18 protein-coding genes and 2 pseudogenes are annotated in these 20,445 nt (G+C 45.0%); 7 read left to right on the top strand and 13 right to left on the bottom strand.

Translation table 11 applies throughout. The annotated features are described in order from the left end of the window. From EAO33_RS08010 to EAO33_RS08035, 6 genes and pseudogenes are all read right to left on the bottom strand, one after another. Positions 1-342: pseudogene (locus EAO33_RS08010) on the bottom strand (DNA translocase FtsK); the annotation flags it as partial. Between the two features lie 17 nt (positions 343-359). Continuing rightward, the gene (locus EAO33_RS08015) at positions 360-2,669 is read right to left on the bottom strand and encodes a PD-(D/E)XK nuclease family protein (RefSeq protein ID WP_120946230.1); all 2,310 of its coding nucleotides are present in this window, start codon (positions 2,667-2,669) and stop codon (positions 360-362) included. Next, positions 2,663-4,606 carry a transketolase gene (gene tkt, locus EAO33_RS08020; RefSeq protein WP_120946244.1) on the bottom strand — a complete coding sequence of 648 codons (1,944 nt, stop codon included), beginning with the start codon at positions 4,604-4,606 and terminating at the stop codon, positions 2,663-2,665. Before tkt ends, EAO33_RS08015 begins: the two co-directional genes overlap by 7 nt. 44 nt (positions 4,607-4,650) lie before the next feature. Then, a complete protein-coding gene (locus tag EAO33_RS08025) occupies positions 4,651-5,511 on the bottom strand; it encodes a bifunctional riboflavin kinase/FAD synthetase (RefSeq protein WP_120946231.1) in 861 nt (286 codons plus the stop codon). Next, positions 5,480-6,181, bottom strand: a complete 702-nt coding sequence (tlyA, locus tag EAO33_RS08030; RefSeq protein WP_120946232.1) for a 23S rRNA (cytidine-2'-O)-methyltransferase TlyA — start codon at positions 6,179-6,181, stop codon at positions 5,480-5,482. The genes EAO33_RS08025 and tlyA overlap by 32 nt, the downstream gene beginning before the upstream one ends. Beyond that, positions 6,181-6,687, bottom strand: coding sequence for a hypothetical protein (locus EAO33_RS08035; protein WP_120946233.1), 507 nt, complete (start codon positions 6,685-6,687; stop codon positions 6,181-6,183). Before EAO33_RS08035 ends, tlyA begins: the two co-directional genes overlap by 1 nt. Positions 6,688-6,702: 15 nt before the next feature. On the opposite strand from EAO33_RS08035, the gene EAO33_RS08040 reads away from it, so the two are divergent. Next, positions 6,703-7,584 carry an aspartate carbamoyltransferase catalytic subunit gene (locus EAO33_RS08040; RefSeq protein WP_120946234.1) on the top strand — a complete coding sequence of 294 codons (882 nt, stop codon included), beginning with the start codon at positions 6,703-6,705 and terminating at the stop codon, positions 7,582-7,584. Between the two features lie 12 nt (positions 7,585-7,596). Next, positions 7,597-8,589 carry an alginate lyase family protein gene (locus EAO33_RS08045; RefSeq protein ID WP_120946235.1) on the top strand — a complete coding sequence of 331 codons (993 nt, stop codon included), beginning with the start codon at positions 7,597-7,599 and terminating at the stop codon, positions 8,587-8,589. Positions 8,590-8,701: 112 nt separating this feature from the next. Here the strand turns inward: EAO33_RS08045 and EAO33_RS08050 are convergent, their stop codons facing one another. Beyond that, complete coding sequence (locus tag EAO33_RS08050; protein ID WP_162982262.1) at positions 8,702-9,364, bottom strand: hypothetical protein; 663 nt, start codon at positions 9,362-9,364, stop codon at positions 8,702-8,704. A gap of 343 nt (positions 9,365-9,707) precedes the next feature. Between EAO33_RS08050 and EAO33_RS09145 the strand changes: the two genes are divergently transcribed. The 5 genes from EAO33_RS09145 (at position 9,708) to EAO33_RS08070 (ending at position 13,038) form a co-directional block, all read left to right on the top strand. Continuing rightward, complete coding sequence (locus EAO33_RS09145) at positions 9,708-9,875, top strand: hypothetical protein (protein WP_162982263.1); 168 nt, start codon at positions 9,708-9,710, stop codon at positions 9,873-9,875. A 341-nt stretch (positions 9,876-10,216) separates the two neighbouring features. Then, positions 10,217-10,447 (top strand): hypothetical protein, encoded by a 231-nt coding sequence (locus EAO33_RS08055; RefSeq protein ID WP_120946237.1) that lies wholly within the window; start codon positions 10,217-10,219, stop codon positions 10,445-10,447. Positions 10,448-10,551: 104 nt separating this feature from the next. Then, entirely contained in the window at positions 10,552-11,775 is a 1,224-nt protein-coding gene (locus tag EAO33_RS09605) for a hypothetical protein (RefSeq protein ID WP_235853149.1), read from the top strand. 405 nt (positions 11,776-12,180) lie between these two features. Beyond that, positions 12,181-12,471 (top strand): hypothetical protein, encoded by a 291-nt coding sequence (locus tag EAO33_RS08065; protein ID WP_162982264.1) that lies wholly within the window; start codon positions 12,181-12,183, stop codon positions 12,469-12,471. 84 nt (positions 12,472-12,555) lie between these two features. Next, the gene (locus tag EAO33_RS08070) at positions 12,556-13,038 is read left to right on the top strand and encodes a hypothetical protein (RefSeq protein WP_120946239.1); all 483 of its coding nucleotides are present in this window, start codon (positions 12,556-12,558) and stop codon (positions 13,036-13,038) included. Between the two features lie 238 nt (positions 13,039-13,276). Here EAO33_RS08070 and EAO33_RS09150 read toward each other — a convergent pair whose 3' ends face one another. From EAO33_RS09150 to EAO33_RS08095, 6 genes and pseudogenes are all read right to left on the bottom strand, one after another. Next, a complete protein-coding gene (locus EAO33_RS09150; protein WP_162982261.1) occupies positions 13,277-13,414 on the bottom strand; it encodes a hypothetical protein in 138 nt (45 codons plus the stop codon). Between the two features lie 37 nt (positions 13,415-13,451). Further along, positions 13,452-13,850, bottom strand: a complete 399-nt coding sequence (locus EAO33_RS09945; protein ID WP_407920478.1) for a hypothetical protein — start codon at positions 13,848-13,850, stop codon at positions 13,452-13,454. A gap of 13 nt (positions 13,851-13,863) precedes the next feature. After that, positions 13,864-15,513 (bottom strand): annotated as a pseudogene (locus EAO33_RS08080) (type IA DNA topoisomerase). After that, positions 15,510-17,072, bottom strand: coding sequence for a hypothetical protein (locus EAO33_RS08085; RefSeq protein WP_120946241.1), 1,563 nt, complete (start codon positions 17,070-17,072; stop codon positions 15,510-15,512). The pseudogene EAO33_RS08080 and the gene EAO33_RS08085 overlap by 4 nt, the downstream one beginning before the upstream one ends. Further along, entirely contained in the window at positions 17,026-18,495 is a 1,470-nt protein-coding gene (locus tag EAO33_RS08090) for a DUF262 domain-containing protein (RefSeq protein WP_120946242.1), read from the bottom strand. The genes EAO33_RS08085 and EAO33_RS08090 overlap by 47 nt, the downstream gene beginning before the upstream one ends. A gap of 6 nt (positions 18,496-18,501) precedes the next feature. Beyond that, positions 18,502-20,304: a flagellar hook-basal body complex protein gene (locus tag EAO33_RS08095; protein WP_120946243.1), complete on the bottom strand. Its 1,803-nt coding sequence runs from the start codon at positions 20,302-20,304 to the stop codon at positions 18,502-18,504. Positions 20,305-20,445 lie beyond the last annotated feature (141 nt).

Here is a 20,445-nt window from a genome sequence, read left to right on the forward strand (position 1 = left end):
GCCTAACACCACCAGCCACCCCCCCACCACACCAATATGCGCTTCTAGCACCTCTAGGAGCGCGCGCCCCACGATCCCCTTGTGCCATAGCAGGGCTTGGGCTAACAAGAGGGCTAAAAACAACAATAGGCTGGAGAACAAGATTTCTAAGGCGCGCAAACTCGCTTGGCGCGCCAAGGCGCACATAAGCCCTAGATAAAGCGCATCGCCATAGGCTAAGTAACCAAAATACGCCACATTCAAGCGCGCCAAATAAGCTCCCCACGCCCCAGCCAAACCACTGTGTCCTAAGCAAGTGGCTAGCATCAAGAGGGCTAGGAACGCATAAAGAATACCAAACACTAATTTGATGAGCCCTCCTAAATCCCGCAGATGTCCGTATAGGGGCAAAAACGGCAAGTTTTGCGATCTAGAGTTTGGCTAAACTCTATGACTCCCTGACACTCTTGCAAGCATGCCTGCAACGCGTCTAAATCCCCTGCGATTTCTTCAGGGCTCTTTTCTACTAAGCTGCCCTTTTTTAAGTCGTAGAAATAAACGCGTAGGCGATCTTGGGGGTAACCTAGCGTGCGCGCGCCCAGAGTGTAAATAGCTAATTGATAGTCTTGATCTTTGGGGGCGACTTGGCTTTTAAACTTGTAATCTAGCAAGCGGTAAGTCCCATCAGCGCATAGATCTAGGCGATCGATAATCCCTGTAAAAGCGAAGCCCGCAAAGCTGGTTTCAAATTTCTCTTCGCACGCCACCACTTGCGCTTCTTGCAACAATGTTTCTTCGCACGCAAAAAAGTTCGAAAGTTTGCGCACCACCACTTCCATTTTGAATCGCTCCAGCGCGCTCAGAGCACCCCACTTTGGCAAAGCCTGCAAACTCTCCAGCAGAGTTTGGGCGTTGATGGGGGCGTGTGTGTGGCTATAGACCTCCGAGTTGTAATAGGCTTGCAAGGCTTGGTGCAAGAGTGAGCCTTGATTCACACCCTCTTGGGGTGGGGGGGTGAGTTGCTTGACATACTTGAGGTAAAAACGCCGTTTGCAATCAAGAAAATCTCTAAGTTTAGAAGCGCTCAAGCCCAAATCTTGGGGTAAGGTCTCTATGTAGCTTTCTTGCAAATGCGCTAAGGGGCGCGCATTGCAAAAGAGTGTAAACGCCCCCTCAAGCGCGCTTAAACACGCGCCCAAGCCTAATTGGGCGATCACCTTAGAGGGAATGGCGTTGTTTGCGCTACTATAGGCGATGTCTGTGTGCGTGCTGTGCTTGATGAGTTGGTAGTAGTAATGTTTTTGCAAGTTTTGCTTATCTTGCAAGGTGGGTAGTCCTAAGGCGTGCCGTGTGAGGGTGTTTAAAAAGAGATCGCTATCTTTGATGTGGGGCACTAGGCGATCGTTAAAATCCAAGATCACCACGCGATCAAAACTAAGCCCCCGGCACTCTAGGACATCTAACACCTTGATCTTGCCCCCAGATACATCATCCACACGCAAATCCTGCAAGGCACGCATGAAGAGTTCTAAGAGGTCTAGGGTGCTGTAGTGCCGCAAGGTGGGCGCGATGCGCGCGTAGGTTTCAAAAAACTCTTGGCAAAAGGCGACCAGTTTGGATTTAGCTTGGATAGGTGTTGTTTGCAAAAGATGTGAACAGCACTCTTGGAGGGTTTGTAAGGGATTGGCGCAAGTGGGAGGCAGAGTTTGCCAACTAGCTTTTAAAGCCTCTAGGGCATTGAAATAGGGGGTAAAGACTTCTTTGGCTTCTTGCCCGCGCGCAAAATTGAGATTATGCCCCAAGTCTAAAAGTTTTAAAGCGCCAAGGATTTGCGCGCTGGGGGTGATGATGGCTAGGGTGCTGGGGTCTAAACCCTCTTTTAGCCACTCTTGCACCCTGCATAAAGCCAGCCCCACTTGATCCAAACGCCCATTGAAATTATAAAGCCGCACAGTCTGCACATCCAAGGGGGTTTGGGGGTGGGCTTTGATAATGGAGGGTTCTTGGCGGAGCTTGGCTTGCAAGTCAATCGAGTAGCTATACTCCTCTTGTAAGTCCAAACCCAAGAAGTGCAAAAAATGTTTGTTGTAACGATCACAATCCACATGCAAGATCAAAGGCACGCTCTTGGCGATCTGGTATAGCATCTCTTGTTCCTGCGCGCTCAAAAAACCTTCTAAATAAAATTCTATGCGTGCGAATTTTTCAAGCACGGGGGTTAGCAAAGTAGGGCGCGCGCCCAAGATCGCATCGTAATAGCCCAACTGCTTTAAGATCGCTTGGTAGCAATCCCCAATGCGCTTTAGCACAGCTAGGTGGTTTTCATAGTCTCCATAGATGTCTTTGGTGGGGATTTGATCCATGCTAACGCCAAATTTGGCTAATTCATTGAAGAAGTGCGCCACAAACGCGCTCCCATCTAAATAACCCAAAAAACTCTGTTCAAAGACGACTAGCCCCTCTATAAGCGCGCCCTCTTTAGCCACCTCTTTAATTGCTTCCATCAAGAGCACTTGACGCACACTCTCAGGGATTTTAACCAACCCCTCTACAAAGCTGATTTGGCTATAAAACTCTTGCACGCTCCAAGCGGTGGGCAAAAACCCCTCGGGTTGTTTGGCATAAAAGGCGTTGCAAGCGCGCCGACTGCTAAAGACATATAAAATAGGGGAGGTATTTAAATCTAACATGGCTCTTCTAACAAAGCTAGCGCACGCTTAGCGATATTGTGCGCGCTAAAGCCAAAGTGATTAAATAACACATCTCCGGGGGCGGATTTGCCAAAGCTCTCCATGCCCAGCACGCCATGCGCAAAATGCCCCCACTCCAGCCCCCGCCCTGCCTCAACGGCTAACACCTTACCTTTAAACAAGCTTTTTAAATATGCCTTGTCCTGCTCTAAAAGCAGATCAAAGCAGGGCACGCTGACTACCTGCACCCCCACGCCTTGATTGGCTAAAATCTGCACCGCCTCTAAGCAGGGGCTAACCTCGCTCCCACTACTCACTAGAGTGATTTGGGGGTTAGGGTGGGTATGCGCCACATACCCCCCCCTTTGCACACTCTCTAAGGGCATATTAGCACGCACCTGCAAATTTTGGCGTGAGAGCACAAAGGCACAGGGCTTATTTAAACTCAAAGCCACCTGCCAACAGCGCACATTTTCATGCGCGTCCATCGGTCTAAAGACATAGAAATTGGGCAAGGCTCTTAAATGGCTCAAGTGCTCGATGGGCTGGTGGGTAGGACCATCCTCACCCACCCCGATACTATCATGGGTAAAGATGTAAAAAACTTGATTGCCCATCAGCGCGCTTAGACGCAAAGCGGGGGCTAGATAATCACTAAAGACAAGAAAGGTCGCACAAAAGGGCACAAATAAGCCGTAATTGGCTAGAGCATTGCTCATCGCCCCCATAGCGTGCTCGCGAATCCCAAAGCGTAGATTGCGCCCAAAATGGGGGGGCAGACAATCTGCTTGGGCTTTTAAATGGGTGTTATTAGAGGGGGCAAGATCGGCGCTTCCTCCCAAAAAGCCTAAATAGCCTTCACTCAAGGCGTTTAAAATCGCCCCATTGCTCGCGCGCGTGGCAACCATTTTGCCCACTTCAAAAGTGGGGTATTGGACTTTAGAAAAATCCTTAGCCTGTAAGTGGGCGATGCGCGCGCTTAGATCGGACTGACTATAAATATAGCTTTGCCACTCTGACTCTAAGAGTTTGCCCTTTTCTTGCAGATTGAGCGCGCGCGCCACTTGCGCGGGGATCACAAACTCCCCGCTCAAACCCAAAGCCTGCTTAGAGCGTGCTAACACCTCAGCCCCTAAAGGTGCGCCATGCACTTTTGCGCTCCCCTCTAGCCCAAGCGCTCCCTTGCCAATGGTGGTTTTAGCAATGATTAAAGTGGGCTTAGTAGTGGCTTTAGCACGGATCAAGAGGCGATCCATCTCTAAGAGATCATGCCCATCGCCCTCTAGCACCTCCCAGTTTTGTGCCTTGAAACGCGCACGCACATCTTCGCTAAAGGCTAAGTTGGTGCCCCCCTCAATGGTGATCGCATTGCTATCATAGATCACAATCAAATTATCTAGCCCTAAATGCCCGGCTAAGGACGCGCTCTCATAGCTTACCCCCTCTTGTAAATCCCCATCCCCACACAGACAATACACCCTGTGGTTAATACTCCGTGTGTCCAGTAAGTTTTGGGCGATCTTGCTTGCTAGAGCAAAACCCACCGCGTTAGCAAAACCCTGTCCTAAAGGTCCGGTGGTGATCTCTATGCCCGGGGTGTGCTTAAACTCTAAATGCCCGGGGGTTTTAGAATCAAGCTGTCTAAAGGCTTTTAAATCCTCTAAGCTTAGATCAAAACCCCATAGATGCAAGAGCGCATACACCAACGCGCTGGCATGCCCTCCGCTAAACACCACGCGATCCCGGTTGAGCCAATGCGGGTTTTTGGGATTAAGGCGCACATGCCGCCCTAAAACTACCCCCACCTCCGCCAAGCCCATCGCCACGCCGGGGTGTCCGCTATTAGCCCTTTGCACCATGTCCGCGCTCAAAAAGCGCAGGGTTTGCGCGCAAGTCTGTAAGAGGGGTAAATCCTGCTCTGTCAGCCTAGTATCCATGCAAAAACCTTTAGAAAAATGCCCCCATGTTAGCAAACTTGCTCTTAATCTAGCTCCCGCGCTAGCGCGATGTCTTGGCTAATTTGGGCTTTGAGGTCGGCTAAATCGCCAAAGTGGCGGTTGTCGCGGATTTTCTTTAAAAAACACACGCGCAACACAGAGGGGGGGATGTGGATATGGCGATCTAAAATATAGGTTTCAAACGCCATTTTGCCATCCGTGCTCAAACGATGACCTAAAAAACTCACCGCGCGCGTGCATTGCTTGGCAAGGGGCACATTGGTGATATAAACCCCCGGGTGGGGCAGCAATTCGGTTTGCAGGGCTTGGGTGTTGAGATTTAGGGTAGGGTAGAGATGGGAACTGCCTAGATTTTGATCGGTGATGATATGCCCTTGCAAGCTAAAGGGGCGACCTAAAAATTGGTGGGCTAGGCGCACATCGCCTCGCTGGATACACTCCTTAATATGGTAAGAGTGCAAGGCGATCCCCTTGATTTTAATGGCTTCCATAACTTGGAGCTGGATTCTAGAAGGCAAGAGGGCGCGCATTTGCTCTACCCCCATAGAACGCCCCTGCGCGCATTTGAAATCATAGCCCACCACGATTTTTTGTAAGTTGGGGAATTTGGTTTCCAAGAGGGCGATGAATTCGAGCGCGCTAATGCCTTGGGCGTCTTCTAGGGGTAAAAAGTAAATGCGCTTGGCGTAGCGCTCTAGCAGGCGCGCGCGTTCCTCTAGGGGGCTTAAAGCCATGAGTGGTTTTACACGCTCCACAACCAAGACCGCGCCATGAGTTCCTAGCGTGTTTAATAGGCGTTGGTGCGCCAAGTGCACCCCATCAAATTTCCCAATGGCTAGACTTAAACTCGTTTCATCTTTGGATATGGATAAAAATTTCTGCATTCCCGGCCTTACCTTTGATCTGTGAAGTCTCCAGCGCACACACACGCCAGCCCAAGGCACTAATCTCTCTTAAAAACTCTTGCAAACGCATGCTAACTGCCTCTTCATCGCACACCACACCCGCTTTATTGCGTTTAGCCTTAATCCCCACTTCAAATTGGGGTTTAAAAAGCAATAACGCCTCCTTGCTCAAGGCGCACAATGCTTTTAAAATTTTACTCAAAGAAATAAAACTCACATCACAGGTCAGTAAGTCGTAATTCTCTGTGGGCACAAAGGCGCGGATGTCGCATTGCTCGACCACACACACACGCGGATCTTCTCTTAAGCGTGCATCTAACTGGTTAGACCCCACATCTACACACACCACCTTTTTAGCCCCCTTTTCTAGCAAGACTTGCGCAAACCCCCCCTTGCTTGAGCCCACATCTAAAATCACCTTACCCACACAATCCAAAGGGTGGCGTGCTAGGTAATGCCATAGTTTTTCGCCCGCACGGCTCACAAACACCCTTTGGAGTAATTGCACTTCTAAACAAGGGGAGACTTCTAAACTGGGCTTGCGTAAAACCTGCCCCCCGCTAGCCACCTTGCCCTGTAAGATCAAATCCTTAGCCTGTGATCGACTCTGGGCTAGCCCCTCCAACATCAAATATTGATCCAAGCGCATTAAAAGGCAGGGGCGGGCACTTTGTAGGCAAAGTTAAAGGTGATCGTGCCCAGCCCTTCAATATCCATCTGCAATTTAGCCTCCTCTTCAGACGCGCGATCGAGTTTGTCAAAGGCTAGCAAAAACCCACGCGCGTATTTGTTGGTGGTGTATAACACGCTGTCAAACTCTTCTTTAGAGATTTCGCGCACCCACGCTGGGGTCTCTACCCTCTTGATCCCATAGAGTTGGTAGCTAATCGCGTCATTATCCAAATAATTCGAATCTTGGGCGAAGATTTCCACAAAGAAAAACTCTCTAGAATGGTAGGTTATGGGGTCTACATCATTGAGATGGGTAGCCAGCGCGCTTAGAACGGGGCGTAAATTGACAATGATCTCACCCTTACGCGTGGCTTGTGTGCGTTGCTCGGCTAAAAAATCTGGTTTATACGCGTCCGCAAAATTGTCTGTGCACCCTATGAGCCCTAGCAACAACACCCCTAAGTGTAAAAACACTCTGCCCATGTTATAAATCCCTGCATGTTAACCCAATTCACCCACACCAAAGACCTTAATAATAGCGAAATTTTGGTGCTTCTAAGACGCGCTAACGCCCTTTTGCGCCAAGAGGCTAGACCGGCTAATTTAGCCCATAAAAATATCATCGCCCTTTTCTTTGAAAACTCCACCCGCACGATCGCCAGCTTCCAAGTGGCTGCCTCTAGGTTGCAAGCGCATTTTAGCGTGTTTAATGTGCAAAAAAGCTCGACTAGCAAGGGGGAGAGCCTGCTAGACACCTTGCATAATATTGAGGCAATGGGGGTGGATTTGATCATCACACGCCATCACCACTCCAGCTCTGCGCCCTATTTTGCCAAACATCTAAAATGCGCCTTTATCAATGCTGGGAGTGGCACGCTCTCCCACCCCACCCAAGCCCTGCTAGACTTGCTCACGCTTTATAACCACTTTGAGGGCGATTTAGAGGGTAAAACTATCGCCATCGTGGGGGATATTAAAAACTCGCGCGTGGCTAATAGCAATATGGAGTTACTGCCCCGCTTTGGGATGAAAATTCTCTTAGTCGCCCCCCCCCACTTCTTGCCCCCCACCTCCCACCCTAGCACGCATTCTTTAGCAGAGGCGTTAGAAAGCGCGGATGTGGTGATGGGGTTGCGCACCCAAACTGAGAGGCATAGCCTGCAAACCTATGGATCGCTCAAAGACTACGCTAAGGATTTTTGTTTGACACGCGCACGCCTGCAAGATCGCCCCATTCCCATTCTGCACCCCGGTCCCGTGCACCGCAATGTAGATATACAAGACGCGCTTTTAGACGATCCGCGCTCTTTGGTGCTCCAACAAGTCAAGCTGGGCGTATTTTTGCGCATGGCATTGATGGAGAGTCTACTTACTGCTTAAAACCATCGCACGATGAAAAAAATAATCCTCTTAGGGCTCTGTTTTTTAAGCACTCTGTCAGCCACGCCCTATTTTTTTAGAGATTTTCACTCTAGCCATTTAGAGCATGCCATCCATTTGCAACGAAAACTTAAAAAAGAAATCCACACATGCACGCAACTCAACACCCTGCCCCACTACACACCAACAGGTGAGAGAAAAGCCGATGCATGCAGTGCGGAGTTTAAAAAATCCGCCACTCTAGCCTATGATTTGGCTTTAGGATTCTTGACAAGTGGGAAAGCAGAATACGCTCAAAGAGCGCAAGAGATTTTAGAGCAGTGGGCGCAGAGCCTAAAAGTGGTGGGCTCTAAGGAGGCTAAAAATCTCATTAACTTTTATATGCCCTATATGAATATGGCATATCTCTTCATGCGCACAAAATTTCCTAGCCCTTTATTTGAGCACTTTGCGCGAGACACATTAGCCTATGCCCGCTTGAATAAAGACAATAATATCGGGGCTTGGGCTATCCTTTTGGGTGTGAGTAGTGCCCTTGTTACCCACGATGGCAATCTGCTGGCAAAAATGGCGGATAAATGGCAAGAGTGGATTTTAAACGCCGTTGATGAAAATGGTGTAATGGCAAAAGAGATTGTGCGCTCCAACACAGCTAACTATAATGGCGGACCCACTAAGGGCATTAAAGGCATTGCCTACACACATTTTGCGCTCACACCCATTAGCGTGGCTGGGCAACTACTGGCAGAAAATGGCTTTGATTTATGGCATAGCCGCGCGGCACAAAAACTTTTCAAAGCCTATGAAAGGGCAGCAGAATGGGTGCTTAACCCTAAAAGTTTTCCCTATTACCAACCAAACTTAATCGGCGTGCATCACGATGCCTATTTTCTGTTACTGAACAAATATTTTAAGAGCTTAGCAGGGCAGGCAGTGATTGAGCAAGGTAATTTTCAAGGCGATCGTTTTAGATTGCAGTTTAATGAGGATTTGACTAAAGAATGATAAAGCTTGCCCAAGATGCTTTTAGTCGCCCTCCATAGGGATAAAAATTAGAACTGGGCAACTTCATCTAATCCCCCTGTCTTAGAGATAGGGGTAGTTCTCTCCATATGCCCTAGGGTGTGCTCGATACACTTACACTCTTAATCCATAACTTAACAATCTCCCCATCTTTACGCCTAAAAGCCACAAAGCTAAATGTGCCTTGTTGTTGCAAAAGATACACCCTATCTCTAGGGATTAAAAAGAGATTGTTGATTTTACAATGATTATTAGGGGCAGAATAAAAATACGCCCTGTCTTTGCCACCAATGGTTTTTAGGGGGTAGGTTTGTAGAGTTTGATCTTTAAAGCGCGCTTGCAAGGCTTTAGTTTGGCTAGTATTACAGAATTTTAAACATGTTTCTAGTTGGTGGGCGTATTTTAAAGGGAAGATGAGATTAACCCCGTTTAGATCGTGCAACTTATGCGTTTTAAAATCATAATTTGCCCAGCCCATTGTGCCTGTGCCTAAAAATTTGGGGTGCTTGGGGTCTTGTTGCCAGTTGAAATATAATTTAGCCATGATATGGTCTTGATCCCATGTGTCTATGTAGTAAGACACATGCGCTTTGAGCCACTGAGTGCCCTTGTGATCGCTATCCCACAGCTTGAAGTTAAAAGAGCTATGCTCCACCATAGAGATAAATTTTAAAACGCACTCAGAATTGACATGCCCGGGGAAATCAATTTGGGTAGGTGTGGCTTCTTGGGCGCAAGTGAGGGTAATCCAACTCACCCACACAAGGCAAAATCTTATCTTAACTAATCCCATCATTCTAAAGCCTATGGTAGTTATCTGAAAAGTTTAAGTCCTTTGGTTTAATTCTTAAACAATAGAAGGCAATGATGTTAAGAAAACTTTATTAGAAAGCATCGCTAATGCTGGCTACCAACCCCTAAATTTACAAGCAACACAAACCCAACAACCCACAGAAACAAAAATCCAATCAAAAACAGATGAGGATGGCTTTAAAACCTTTCAGGGTATCACAAGAGCCCACCAAGTCCAACAAGTTAAACGGACACGAGCAACAAAACCCAACAATGACTTCACAGGATACATTGGCAGAAATCTCTACATGAACACCAATGCTATCTCCTCTTATCTCAAAATCAAACACATCTCTACACTAGAGAACGGACAAATCCAAGTGGATGTCAAAGACATAGACAAACCAAGAAAAGCTTTAGAACCTTTTGTGTTTAAAAGCGTGAAGCATTTTGAGAATTGGTTTAAGAAGTTATAAAGAGTGATGTAGTAAATACGATTTCTCCACTCACCCAATGGACTCCTACTCCATATCAGCTAAAATTGATGATAGAATTAAAATAATTATCAATAGCAATATTTTTTTCATCTAAAAACCCTTTCACATTTTCTCTATATAAACTTTTTGATTATTTTTATTATCTAATCCCGTAGGACAAATTATGCATAGCGAGCTTGCAAGCAATACCCTTTAGGGTAATGCATAATTATAGATTATGCATTTGCTACGCAAAATACTTCGCAAGCTTGTTTGCATAATTTGCCCCCTACGGGGGAGTTTGTAGTATAATTACTCACTTTGTGTCAAAGGATTAATCTATGTTAGTTCAGTCAGGTAATGCAGGCAACGATAACCATACAAGCAATGTTAGTAGTCAAGGTGATAGCAACACTCATAGTTCACAAAACAAAAATGTCAAACCACAACCCAAACCTCTGAGCGGAAAGAACACTAGAGAGTTGGGCAAATTGATTAGCAAACTAGAGGAACAAATTACAAAAGTAGAAAACGAGCGCAATGTCTTGCAAAGTAACCTAGCTCAAGGTTAATAGTAAGCTAGTGGATTTAAAACAAAAGCAGGCTGAAGCAAGCAAGATGCTTTTTGAGAAGCGCAAGCAAGAACAACAAAGAAAATAGAGTGAGGGGAGGAAGTATGGGCAATCTTTCCTCAATTAACTTCAAACCTACTAGAAATGCCGTGCAACTTAACCATAACGATAGGAGTATCCCCCCTAACTATCTCTTAGCCCAAGAAGTGGTTTTAAAAGTAGGCGGAGGTATAGAAGTGAATAGATCAGCTCAAGAGGCTTTAGTGTTGAAAGAACGCATTATTGCAAAGGCAATGGATGCCTACTTACAACACAGAGGACAAAGGTTTCGGGCTAAAAAATATCTTTGGAGTGCAGTGGTCAATCTCAAAGACACCAGCACGATGCAAGACTTAGAGAGACTAGCCAAACACTTTAAAGACCAATACGGATTTCAGTGTTATCAAATCGCTATTCACAGAGATGAAGGGCATATAGACGAAGCGGACAATATATGCATTAACCACCACGCCCATTTGGAGTTTGTAACCCTTGATGAGAACACGGGCAAGAGTTTGTTTAGACAAACAACACCGCTAGTGCTCAAGCAAATCCAAACAGATACAGCACAAATTTTAGGGATGCAACGCGGAGAGTATAAGAACGACCATATTGATGAGAATGGTAATCTCATCAAAGGCACGGGCAGAAAACGCATCGAGCCTAGAGCATATGCCAAGCTCATGGAGCAAGAGAAAGCAAGGCGCATTGCGCTAAAGCACAACCAAGCTAAAGAAGTTACAGACTACCAAGCACAAATCAAAGACCTACAAGCAAGCATAGAGAAAACACAAACAGAGTTACACACTCTACAACAAGCAAAGACAAAGCTAAAGCAAGCTAATAATGCTTTAGCACAAGAGAACGCAGAACTTAAAAATTTAAACGCCACACAAGAGCGCACACACCAAGAAACTTTAGCAACCAAAGAACAAGAGTATCAGCAAACTTTAGAGCTAAGAGACACAAGTATCCATGCACTTCATCACAAGAACACTACTCTATCTCAAGAGAACCAAGCCCTCCAAGACAACCAAACAGAGCTAGAGAGCACATTGATAGACCTTGCTACCATCTTTGCTCCACAAGATAAGCAAGACAAAAAGCTCACTATCAAAGAAGCCAAGCCCTTGCTTGAGAGTGTAAGAAAGCAGATGATAGTTATCAATCAGGGTTTAGGTGATCTCAAACTCTTTACACAAGAGGACTATAAAGCTTTACGAGCCTTGAAAGATAAGGGCTTAAGCATTGCTGACTTAAAGAAACGCCACGATAGAGCAAGAGGCTAGAGAGCGTTACCAAACCTTGCAAGAGCAATACAAGGGCTATCTAAGCCCCAAGCAAGTGCAGGAGCTCAGGCAAGAACACGCCAAAACTCTGCAAGCAACACAAAAGAGATAGACACTCTCAAGGACGAGAATGTCCAAAAAGACGAGAGCCTTGGTTTAAAGAGCAAATGACACAACACATCCAAGAGCTTGCAACACTCAAAGCCAATGTCAACACATTGCGACAACAAAACGACACACAAGCACAAGAAAATACAAGGCTCCAGCAAACAAACCAAGTTTTAGAAAACCAATCTAAGCACCTAACCTAAGAACTTGAAAACTCCAAACAAGAGTTGGATACCCTTACAACCGAGCTAAAAACAGCAAAGACAGAAGCAAAAAGTCAAGCACATATTAAGGCTTTTGAAAGAGAAGCTGTTAATCTCATTTAGAAAGCATGTAGCTCCCGTTACCACAGGTATAGTGGCGCATATCCAAGCCAGTGGTGAAAAGATTACAGCCATCCATCAGCAATGCCAAGAAGAGATGATTCAACAGGTGAGTGTATGCGTGGTGTTTGGCGAAGAGTTGAAGGCGGGCAAATTCAAAGCTTTTAACAATGTAAAAAAACTTTTTGGCAAGGGGGTTAAAGACCCCATAACCTATGAATATGTGGAGTGGGGTAAAATCCACTACAGAGAGTTAAATAGGTGAGAACAAGTCATAAGAGATAAATTAGCAGACACCCTTAATAAGCACAGCCAAGCAGTGCAAACTATCAACAACCAAGCCTGTCAAGTGATCTTAGAAGCTGTGGAGAGTGTCAAAGATGGGATTAGAGAGCTTGCCACAGAGTTTAAAAGCAGTGCAGAGTATGGGGCAGAGCTTAATCAGGCTAAAGGACAGATAGACAACTTAGAAAACGATAAAGAGAGATTACAAAGTGAAGTAACCAAACTGAAACAAGAACAAGAGACTAATGAACGAGAAGTAGAAAAGGCAAAAGCTAATAATGAAGCTCTTAGAAATAGTAGCATTGAAAATGAAAGGCTTAGAAACGACCTACAAACCGCCAAGATAGAGCTAAAAACTACAAAAGCCGAGCTTGAAACTATACAGAATGACCTAAAGGATACAAAGACTAAACTCGAAGCTACACAGAATGCATTACAAGCTTTACAACAAGCCATAGAGCCTGAAGCTACACTTGCGCCTAGCAATTCAAAGACAATAGATACAACCCAGTCTGAACCTACAAGAGGGTATAGACCTAAATTGTAGCGGTTGTGCTATTTAAAAGTATCCTTTGCTGGTCTAAAAGACTGTGATGATAGCAGTAAAAAGTGCAAACACATTACCCACAGTTTAGTATAAAAACCATAAGAGTACAACCCTGGATCAATGCTAATCCTATTGAGAACTCTCATATCCGCGCCCTAAATAACGGAGTTTTTGTACGCGATATTGAAAAATATATTAAGGTTAAGCTATACTATGCAGTGATTTTACTAATGGAGGTTTAGTATGCGTGTTGTGTAGACTCTACTTCCTCTTGCAAGGGCACACCATAGGCCAAAAACTCTGCTAAAGCCTCTGGGCTTAGTGGGTAACTGCCCTCTGTGTCTTGTAATTTTGTTATTTGTTCTATGTGTTGCATTGTTTTCCTTTCTTGTTGGGGTTGTGGTTGATGTTCATCATTTCCCTCTCCACTTCTCAATGAAGCCACTACACACCTGCATGTTTGTTTTGTAATCTTTAGGAAGCTCAATGTTGTGTCTTTGAGCTAGACTCTCTGCAAAAGCAATTTGTTTAGCGGTAGCAGGCTTGTTTGTAGTGCTATTGCCTAGAGAATGCCCCTCTTGTTTAGCCTTTTCTCTGGCTTGTTTGTGTTTAGGAATGAATTTGTCTGAGAAAGCCTTAGTGATTTTATCATCTGTGGCATAGTTTGCAAACTCAGGGGGTAGCTCCATCTTTAAATCTCTCAAAATGTCTTGGACATACTGGATTTGGCTTTCTTTAGGGGCTCTAATAGGATATTCCTCTCTTGAGGCTGGACTTGGCATCTGGGGGCATTTACCCACAATCATTTGCATATGCTCCACATAGCTACACTTGCTTGACAATCTTATCTAAGAGCTCCTCCATTAGAGCAGTGAATTGGGTATCTACAATCCAGCTATAAGGGCTTGTTTCAAAAATATCAATCACCCTTTGTCCCTTTGGTGTAGCATTCACAATGCGTTTGTTATCTGGTGTGATGTGGATGTGTTCTCTTTGGAGGAGTTTGGGTAAATAGCTTGCATAAGTGCTAGGTCTGCTAATGCCATTTTTCTCTAAAACTTCTATGAAACTAGCTTCCACATAGGCACTCTTGGGGTGTTTTTGGATTTTAGCGATGTCTAAAGTGATGAGATTGACCACACTTTGTGCTTTTAAATCTAAGTGCGCATTCTGCGCATTTTCTGTTTGTCCTACATCTTGTGTCTGTTTTGTGTGCCTGAACATATTCAGGTCTGCCTCTTGCAAAGAACGCACACTGCACTTAAAAAAGCCATCTTTGATTTTGAATTGCAAGTCTTGCTTGGCATAGATAGCAGATTTGCCCTGACTTTCTAATGTCCTTTGGAAGATCAAAGCATAGAGAGATTGGGCTTGGTTATCTGTAATGCCTGCTTGGGCTAAAACATTCTGTGTGCCTTCAAATTTGTGGCAATGGGTGATGCGGATAGCCTCGTGGGCTTCTGCTTGGCTATTCTTAGCTTTGTAGCTCCTGCGCTCATAGAGGTTTGCATAAAGGGGTTGATAAAAGTTTTCTGCCTTATTTAAAAACTCTTGGCTAAGTGTTTCTGCATCCGTTCTGATATAAGTGATCAATCCTGCTTCAAAGAGTTTTTGTGCTAATTCTTGGATTTGTTGGGTGCTTAGACCTAGTTGGTGTTGCCCACCTTTAAAAGACTAGATGATGAAGGGTTTGGGAGGTTGGCTTGAGAGGGTAGAGTGCTTTATGTCTAGCACTAAAGCCATCTTGCACTCTTTGAGAGGTTCAAGTATTGTGAGGGCTTGTTCTTGGCTTTCAAACTTGATTTCCTTGCCCTCACCATCACAATGTCTCAGAATGACTTCTCTATTGTGTGCATCATAGATTTTAGCCTGAATTTGATAGCTCAACTTCTGATTTTCTGGCAAGGCTTTAAAAGTCTCTATCTCTTTATCTCTATCTACAATGAGTTTCAAACAGGGGGTCTGCACCCTGCCTGCACTATTGCCCTTTCTTTGTTGCAGACAATCCCCTAAATAAGGAGAGAGAGTGTAGCCAATATAGTAATCGCTCACACTTCTAGCTAGAAAGCTTTCGTAATAGTTAAAGTTTGTGTTTTCAAACAACAAAGCACTTTGTAAGCCCTTGTTAATCCCACTCTCTGTGATTTCGTGAAACTCGGCTCTAAACACCTCTTTGGCGACATTTTTGATTTTCTCATAAAACATCTTGCCAATGGCATAGCCTTCTCTATCTGGGTCGGTGGCAATATAAACTCTCTTATCTTTGCACTGCTCAATCATGGCATAAATCTGTTGTTTCTTGTCAGGTTTGTATGCAAATTGAGGCTTAAAGTTTTCTCCCTCAATCCCTTCAAGCTCCATGAAGTGTCCTATAGTGGCTAAAACTTTAGCTCCTGTAATGCTGGCAATCTTTTTGATTTTATTGGGGCTTTCAATGATGATGACATCGGGTTTTTTAGTGGATTGCTGGCTCATCTTCTGCCTTTTCCTTTCTTGTTTTTTGGACTTGAGCGCTCCAAGCCTTTTTCCAAATTGTCTAAAGCCTGCTTGCCTTCCTCAATGCAGCGTTTAGAATTTTTGAGAAGTTCTTTCATTGCACCTCCACGCCTAAAAGGGGCATTGCAGGTTTCAAAAAGTTTAGGATGGGCGATCTCAAACATCAATTTGGCTAATTTCTCTGTTTCTGCTTGGGTGAGTTGGTTTTGTTCATAGCCTAGCAAAAGATTGTTTCTTTCCTGCTTGTATGCCTTCTGGCGCTGTCTTGCTTGATTTGAGATTTGTGTTATTTTGTTGCGCTCTTCAACAGAACAATCATAGAAAGTAGCATGCCAACTCGCATGGTCAGAATGTTCTGGTCTGAAGGTGCTGATGTGGGTGGGGTCTGTTTGGGTGCGTTTGATTTCTGCCAAGATGGTTTCATGATCACTTCTCAAGCCCTTCAAATAGTCTCCCCGTGGATAGTCATCTTTGAGTTTTTGTTCATCGCTAAGCAGGTTTGCAAACATCACATGCTCTTCAAAGGCTCTTTTGTATTCATCCTCTTCTTGTCCAAGCCGTGTGCATTCTTGCTTCAAATGCTCTAATTCTTGCGCACTGATTTCCTCTGTGCCTTCTTCTGCCCTGTTTATGCGAAACTCAATAGAGTTGTGCTCTCGCCAATGCTCCCAATACGCTTCTTTGAGCTCTAGTGCCTTTTGCATCCATGCCTCATAAAGGGGCTCTTCTGTCTCTAGTTCAGTTCTTAAACGCATCTCTTCTTCTATCAAAAAGGCATTCATTGCTTTGATCTCCTCAAGGTAGGGTGTATGACCTCTCTGTTCTATCTGCTTATCCTCCTGTTTATCTGTCTTTTTCAAGTCCTCCTTAGTATTCTCTTGGGCATCCCTTGCATTGCTAGGTGTGGTGCTTTCTGTGTGTGTTGCCTGCATGGACTTGGCTACAAACGCGCTCTTGTAGTTCTTGTCTGCACTGCACCTACCAATCTCTTTTAAGATTTCTTTGTGATCTTCTTTAAGAGTTTGCAAGTATTCTAGTTTAGGATACTGCTCATCTTTAGTCAGCAAGACTTCTAAGCCCTTGATTTCTTGTTGTGTCTTTTCCTGGTGTTCTTTCTCCCTTTGGATTTGTTTTTCTAGTCCCTCTAGGGCATTGTTGCACTTCCTTAAGAAGCTTTTAAAGTCTATGTCTTTAAAACTCCCTGTATCTAGCAAGTGTTGCTTGTTTTTGGTGTAGATTAGATTATCAGGTTGGATGTAGACTTTGGCATCGTTAGGGTGCTTGATATAAAACTCAAGGCGATCTTTGTAACAAAGAGCACTGATGCATAAGCTTCTGTATTGCATCACATCCAACTCTAAGCCCTCATTTTCCAATGCACCCTGCACACACGCTTTAAAGATTGCCTCCATGCGCTCTAAACTCTGTTTGCTTTTATCCTCATCTTTTTTAGAGAGAGAAAAACTCCATGTCTGGCTTTGATCATAAAGCTCAATCTTGTGGAGATTTGTCCTTGATTTTTTGGTTGGTCTCGGCACTAATCAAGGTGATATTGGCGATCACATCCGCCGCCTTGTCAGCCCAACCTAGCTTCTTAAGGTAATTTTTAGGGAAGAAGTGGTGGAGGTTTCTTCGAGTATGGTTTTTTAAAAAGAGATGATCTAGCACCACGGGGCTATTGTTATAAAAATCTTTAGGTTCTAAAATGGCTAGCACCAAAAAGATGGTTTTTTGTAACCCGCTTTTGATATTGAGGGGTTCGCCCATTAAAAACTCTTCAGAGACATTAAAGAAGGGAAGTTTTTCATCAAACTTAATATCTTCATTCTTCTTATATATCTCCTCAGCAAGCCCGAGTTGCTTGAGCAAGGAATAGCCATTTGTTCCAAAAAAGCAACATCTCAAAAAGAATTTTTGCAATTGTTCTTTTTGGTGGGCACTCGCGGGTTTATTTTGGTTGCAGTAAAAAAAGTAGGCAAGGGGTAGAAGTGTAGTTTCTGCGGGTAAAAAATCAATGGAGGGGATTTTAAGGCTGTGCTTGCAAAACTCCACCGCGCTTTTAAAACAAAGGGCGATCTTTTCCCACTGGTCGCGCACAGCACAAGGATCAAGGCGCATGATGGTGTTGTTAGCGATTTTACTGTTTAGATCACCCGGTTCGTTTCTTTTCAAGGTGTAACTGAGTAATTGCACCACCAACGAAGCGTTACCTAGCTTAAAATCTAGCTTGTCCAAATCGCTAGAAAGGGTGTTAAAACACGCTTCTAAATCAAAATCCCCCTGATTAGGAGGCATGTAAAAGCGGGCATACAGGATTTCAGAGACGCTTAATTTTGTCCCCCCCGTATTGATTCGTGTAAAAATTTCTACAATGTTTTCAATGGGGGCATCGGTGATTTCAATGGTGGGGAAGCGGTATTTTTCAATCTGAAGTTTAAGGGCTATAAATTGTTTGACAATCTCTCGTTCGAGTCCGTGTTTTTCCTCAAGTTCGTAGGGGTCCAATGTGATCAGATCACACACAGGCACCGCTCCCTCTAACTTTTTCTTAGCGACCACACAATAATCTCCCTCTGCGTTGGGGTGGGCGAGGACACAAATATCCCGGTAGTTATCTTTGGTCCGCGGTCCTCGTTGGTTGGTTAGTCCTTTATAGGCTAACATTAAGGCTCTCATGCGTTGTTGTCCATCTAGGACATAATAGACATAATCATTATTCTTGATCTCATGCAGACACACCCCCTGTATTTCGCGATTTTTGGCTAAATGCTCCTTAGTTTTCCACAAAATAAAGGCACCGGTGGGGAAACCTTTAAGCATGCTATCAATCAATTTCGCTGCCTGTTTGCTTGTCCATACAAAATCGCGTTGGAAGCGCGGAATCGCATATTCGCCCTGATCCAAACGCTCGATAATGTCCTTAAATTCGTATTCTGCATAATGTGGCTTTAAAAATTGCATCTCTCCCTACTTCTTCAAATTGATCGCCTCTTTGATCAAATCATCGCCCGTGGTGAACGCCTTAGCGTTCATAGAGTAGCCTCTTTGCATGAGAATCAAATTTGTCAAAGAGTGCCCGGCATTGACATTGCTGGTTTCTAGGTATTTGTGCATCACCTTGCCAAATTTGAGTTTGCCATCATCGCGATCCCAGCCAATAATCGGGTTACCACTCAAAGGGGCAGCGCGCCCATTCACCGTGGCGTTTTGGATGTCAAAGAGATTACTCCCCACTTTCTTAAGCCCTTGATCGTTGATAAAGGCGGCGATCCCCACACGCCCCATTGTTTCTAGCGCGCCATTACTAAAGATAAGATGGATAATCCCATCGTCATCAATGCGCATGTTTTGCAACAACCCCTTAGGCTTGCCATCTTGAGAGATTTGGAAGATTTTAGAATCTTCATAGCTGACATCACTGGATTCGTAGTCATCACTCTTGGCTAGAGAATAGGTCAAGGGATTGCCCTTGAAGTCTAGCGTAATAGGATCGGCGTGAATCTTACCCGCCTTGTCAAAGGTGATGGTTTGGCGTACGGGTTTGTTGATGGGGGTTTTATCGCGCATTTCAATGATGGAGCTCTCTACATCCCATTTATCTTGAGAATTAGGATTCATGGGGTCTTTGATCTCTGTCATAAAAAAGTCGCTTTTTAACAGATACTTCTGCCCAGCCTTGTCGTAAATCTCAGCCGTGGTGCTGTAAAAGGGGATGCGAATAGAGGTCGAATCGCGCGATTCGCCCTTCTTTAAGATCGCCCCATTGGCTGTCCAACCTAATTTCTCTGCCATATGCCCCCCAATGGCGATCGTGGCGGTGGGGTCGCTAGGGTTTTTGATCTGCAAGAGCAAATGCGATTGCACATCATTAGGGCTACTCTTAACGACACCTAAATCTAGGTGCGCCTTGGTCTGGAGGAGTTTTTTCAAATCCCCCAAAGTTCTAAATTCATTCTTTTCAATCCCCCCAGTGCCGTATTTAAAGGTGAAGTCCTGTGCGATGTCGCCCTTGACTACCATGATCTCCAAATTGCGGTGCATGGCTAAATCCAGTGGCTCATTATCATCATTAGCCAAGGCGTTGGCATCTTGATTTAAAAAGCGATCTTGTATCACTTCCCCATTTTGATCTAAAAAATACTCCTCAGCGGGGCGCACATGGTTTTTGGGGTTTAAATTGAGACTTAAGTTGAGTTTGGTGGTTACCACGGGCTGGTATTGCACATCGCGGGGCAAATAAAGGGGGGTGAGTTTGCCCGCGTGCAAAGCCTTGGTTTCTTCATCTGGATTGCCTGCGGTCAAAACCCCATTTTTGATCTTGTGCAAATCCACGCCATAGAGATAGTAGCCATGCGAATTGACAATGTAGCCCTCCGCATCGCGTAAAAAATTCCCATCACGGGTGTAAAAATTCTCTTGGGCTTGCTGGTAGCCATCTTTATTGATTTGCATGCTCCCATTTTTATTAGGACCCACAATAAACCACCCGCTCCCTTGATAAGCCATGTTAAACTCCGCATCGCTGGGCATGTATTCGCCATCTTTATTAGAAATGGCGTTCCCTCCAGCAGCCGCGCCGTAGTTGCGATCATTGGCAGTAACGGTATTGCCCCCTAGTGAATCCAAATGCGAAGCAAAGAGGGACTTAAATTCGGGATTGTTGGCGCGATAACCCACGGTGTTGATGTTGGCGATGTTGTTAGAAACGCTGTCTATGCCAAATTGGTGGGTTTTGATCCCAGAATAGGCGTTGAGGATGGTGTCGTTCATGTTTGTGCCTTTGGCGTTGTTTTAACCGGATGGCTGGTGTCATGGGCTAGAGACTTTGTAGGGGTGGGAGTGCTCTGCTGGTGGTGCTCTGTGGGGGGTGTTTTAGGGGGCGCGCTCTCTTGTGTGGGAGTGCTAGAGAGG

Origin of the sequence: Helicobacter labacensis (assembly GCF_003660285.1) — a bacterium.
Lineage (GTDB): Bacteria > Campylobacterota > Campylobacteria > Campylobacterales > Helicobacteraceae > Helicobacter > Helicobacter labacensis.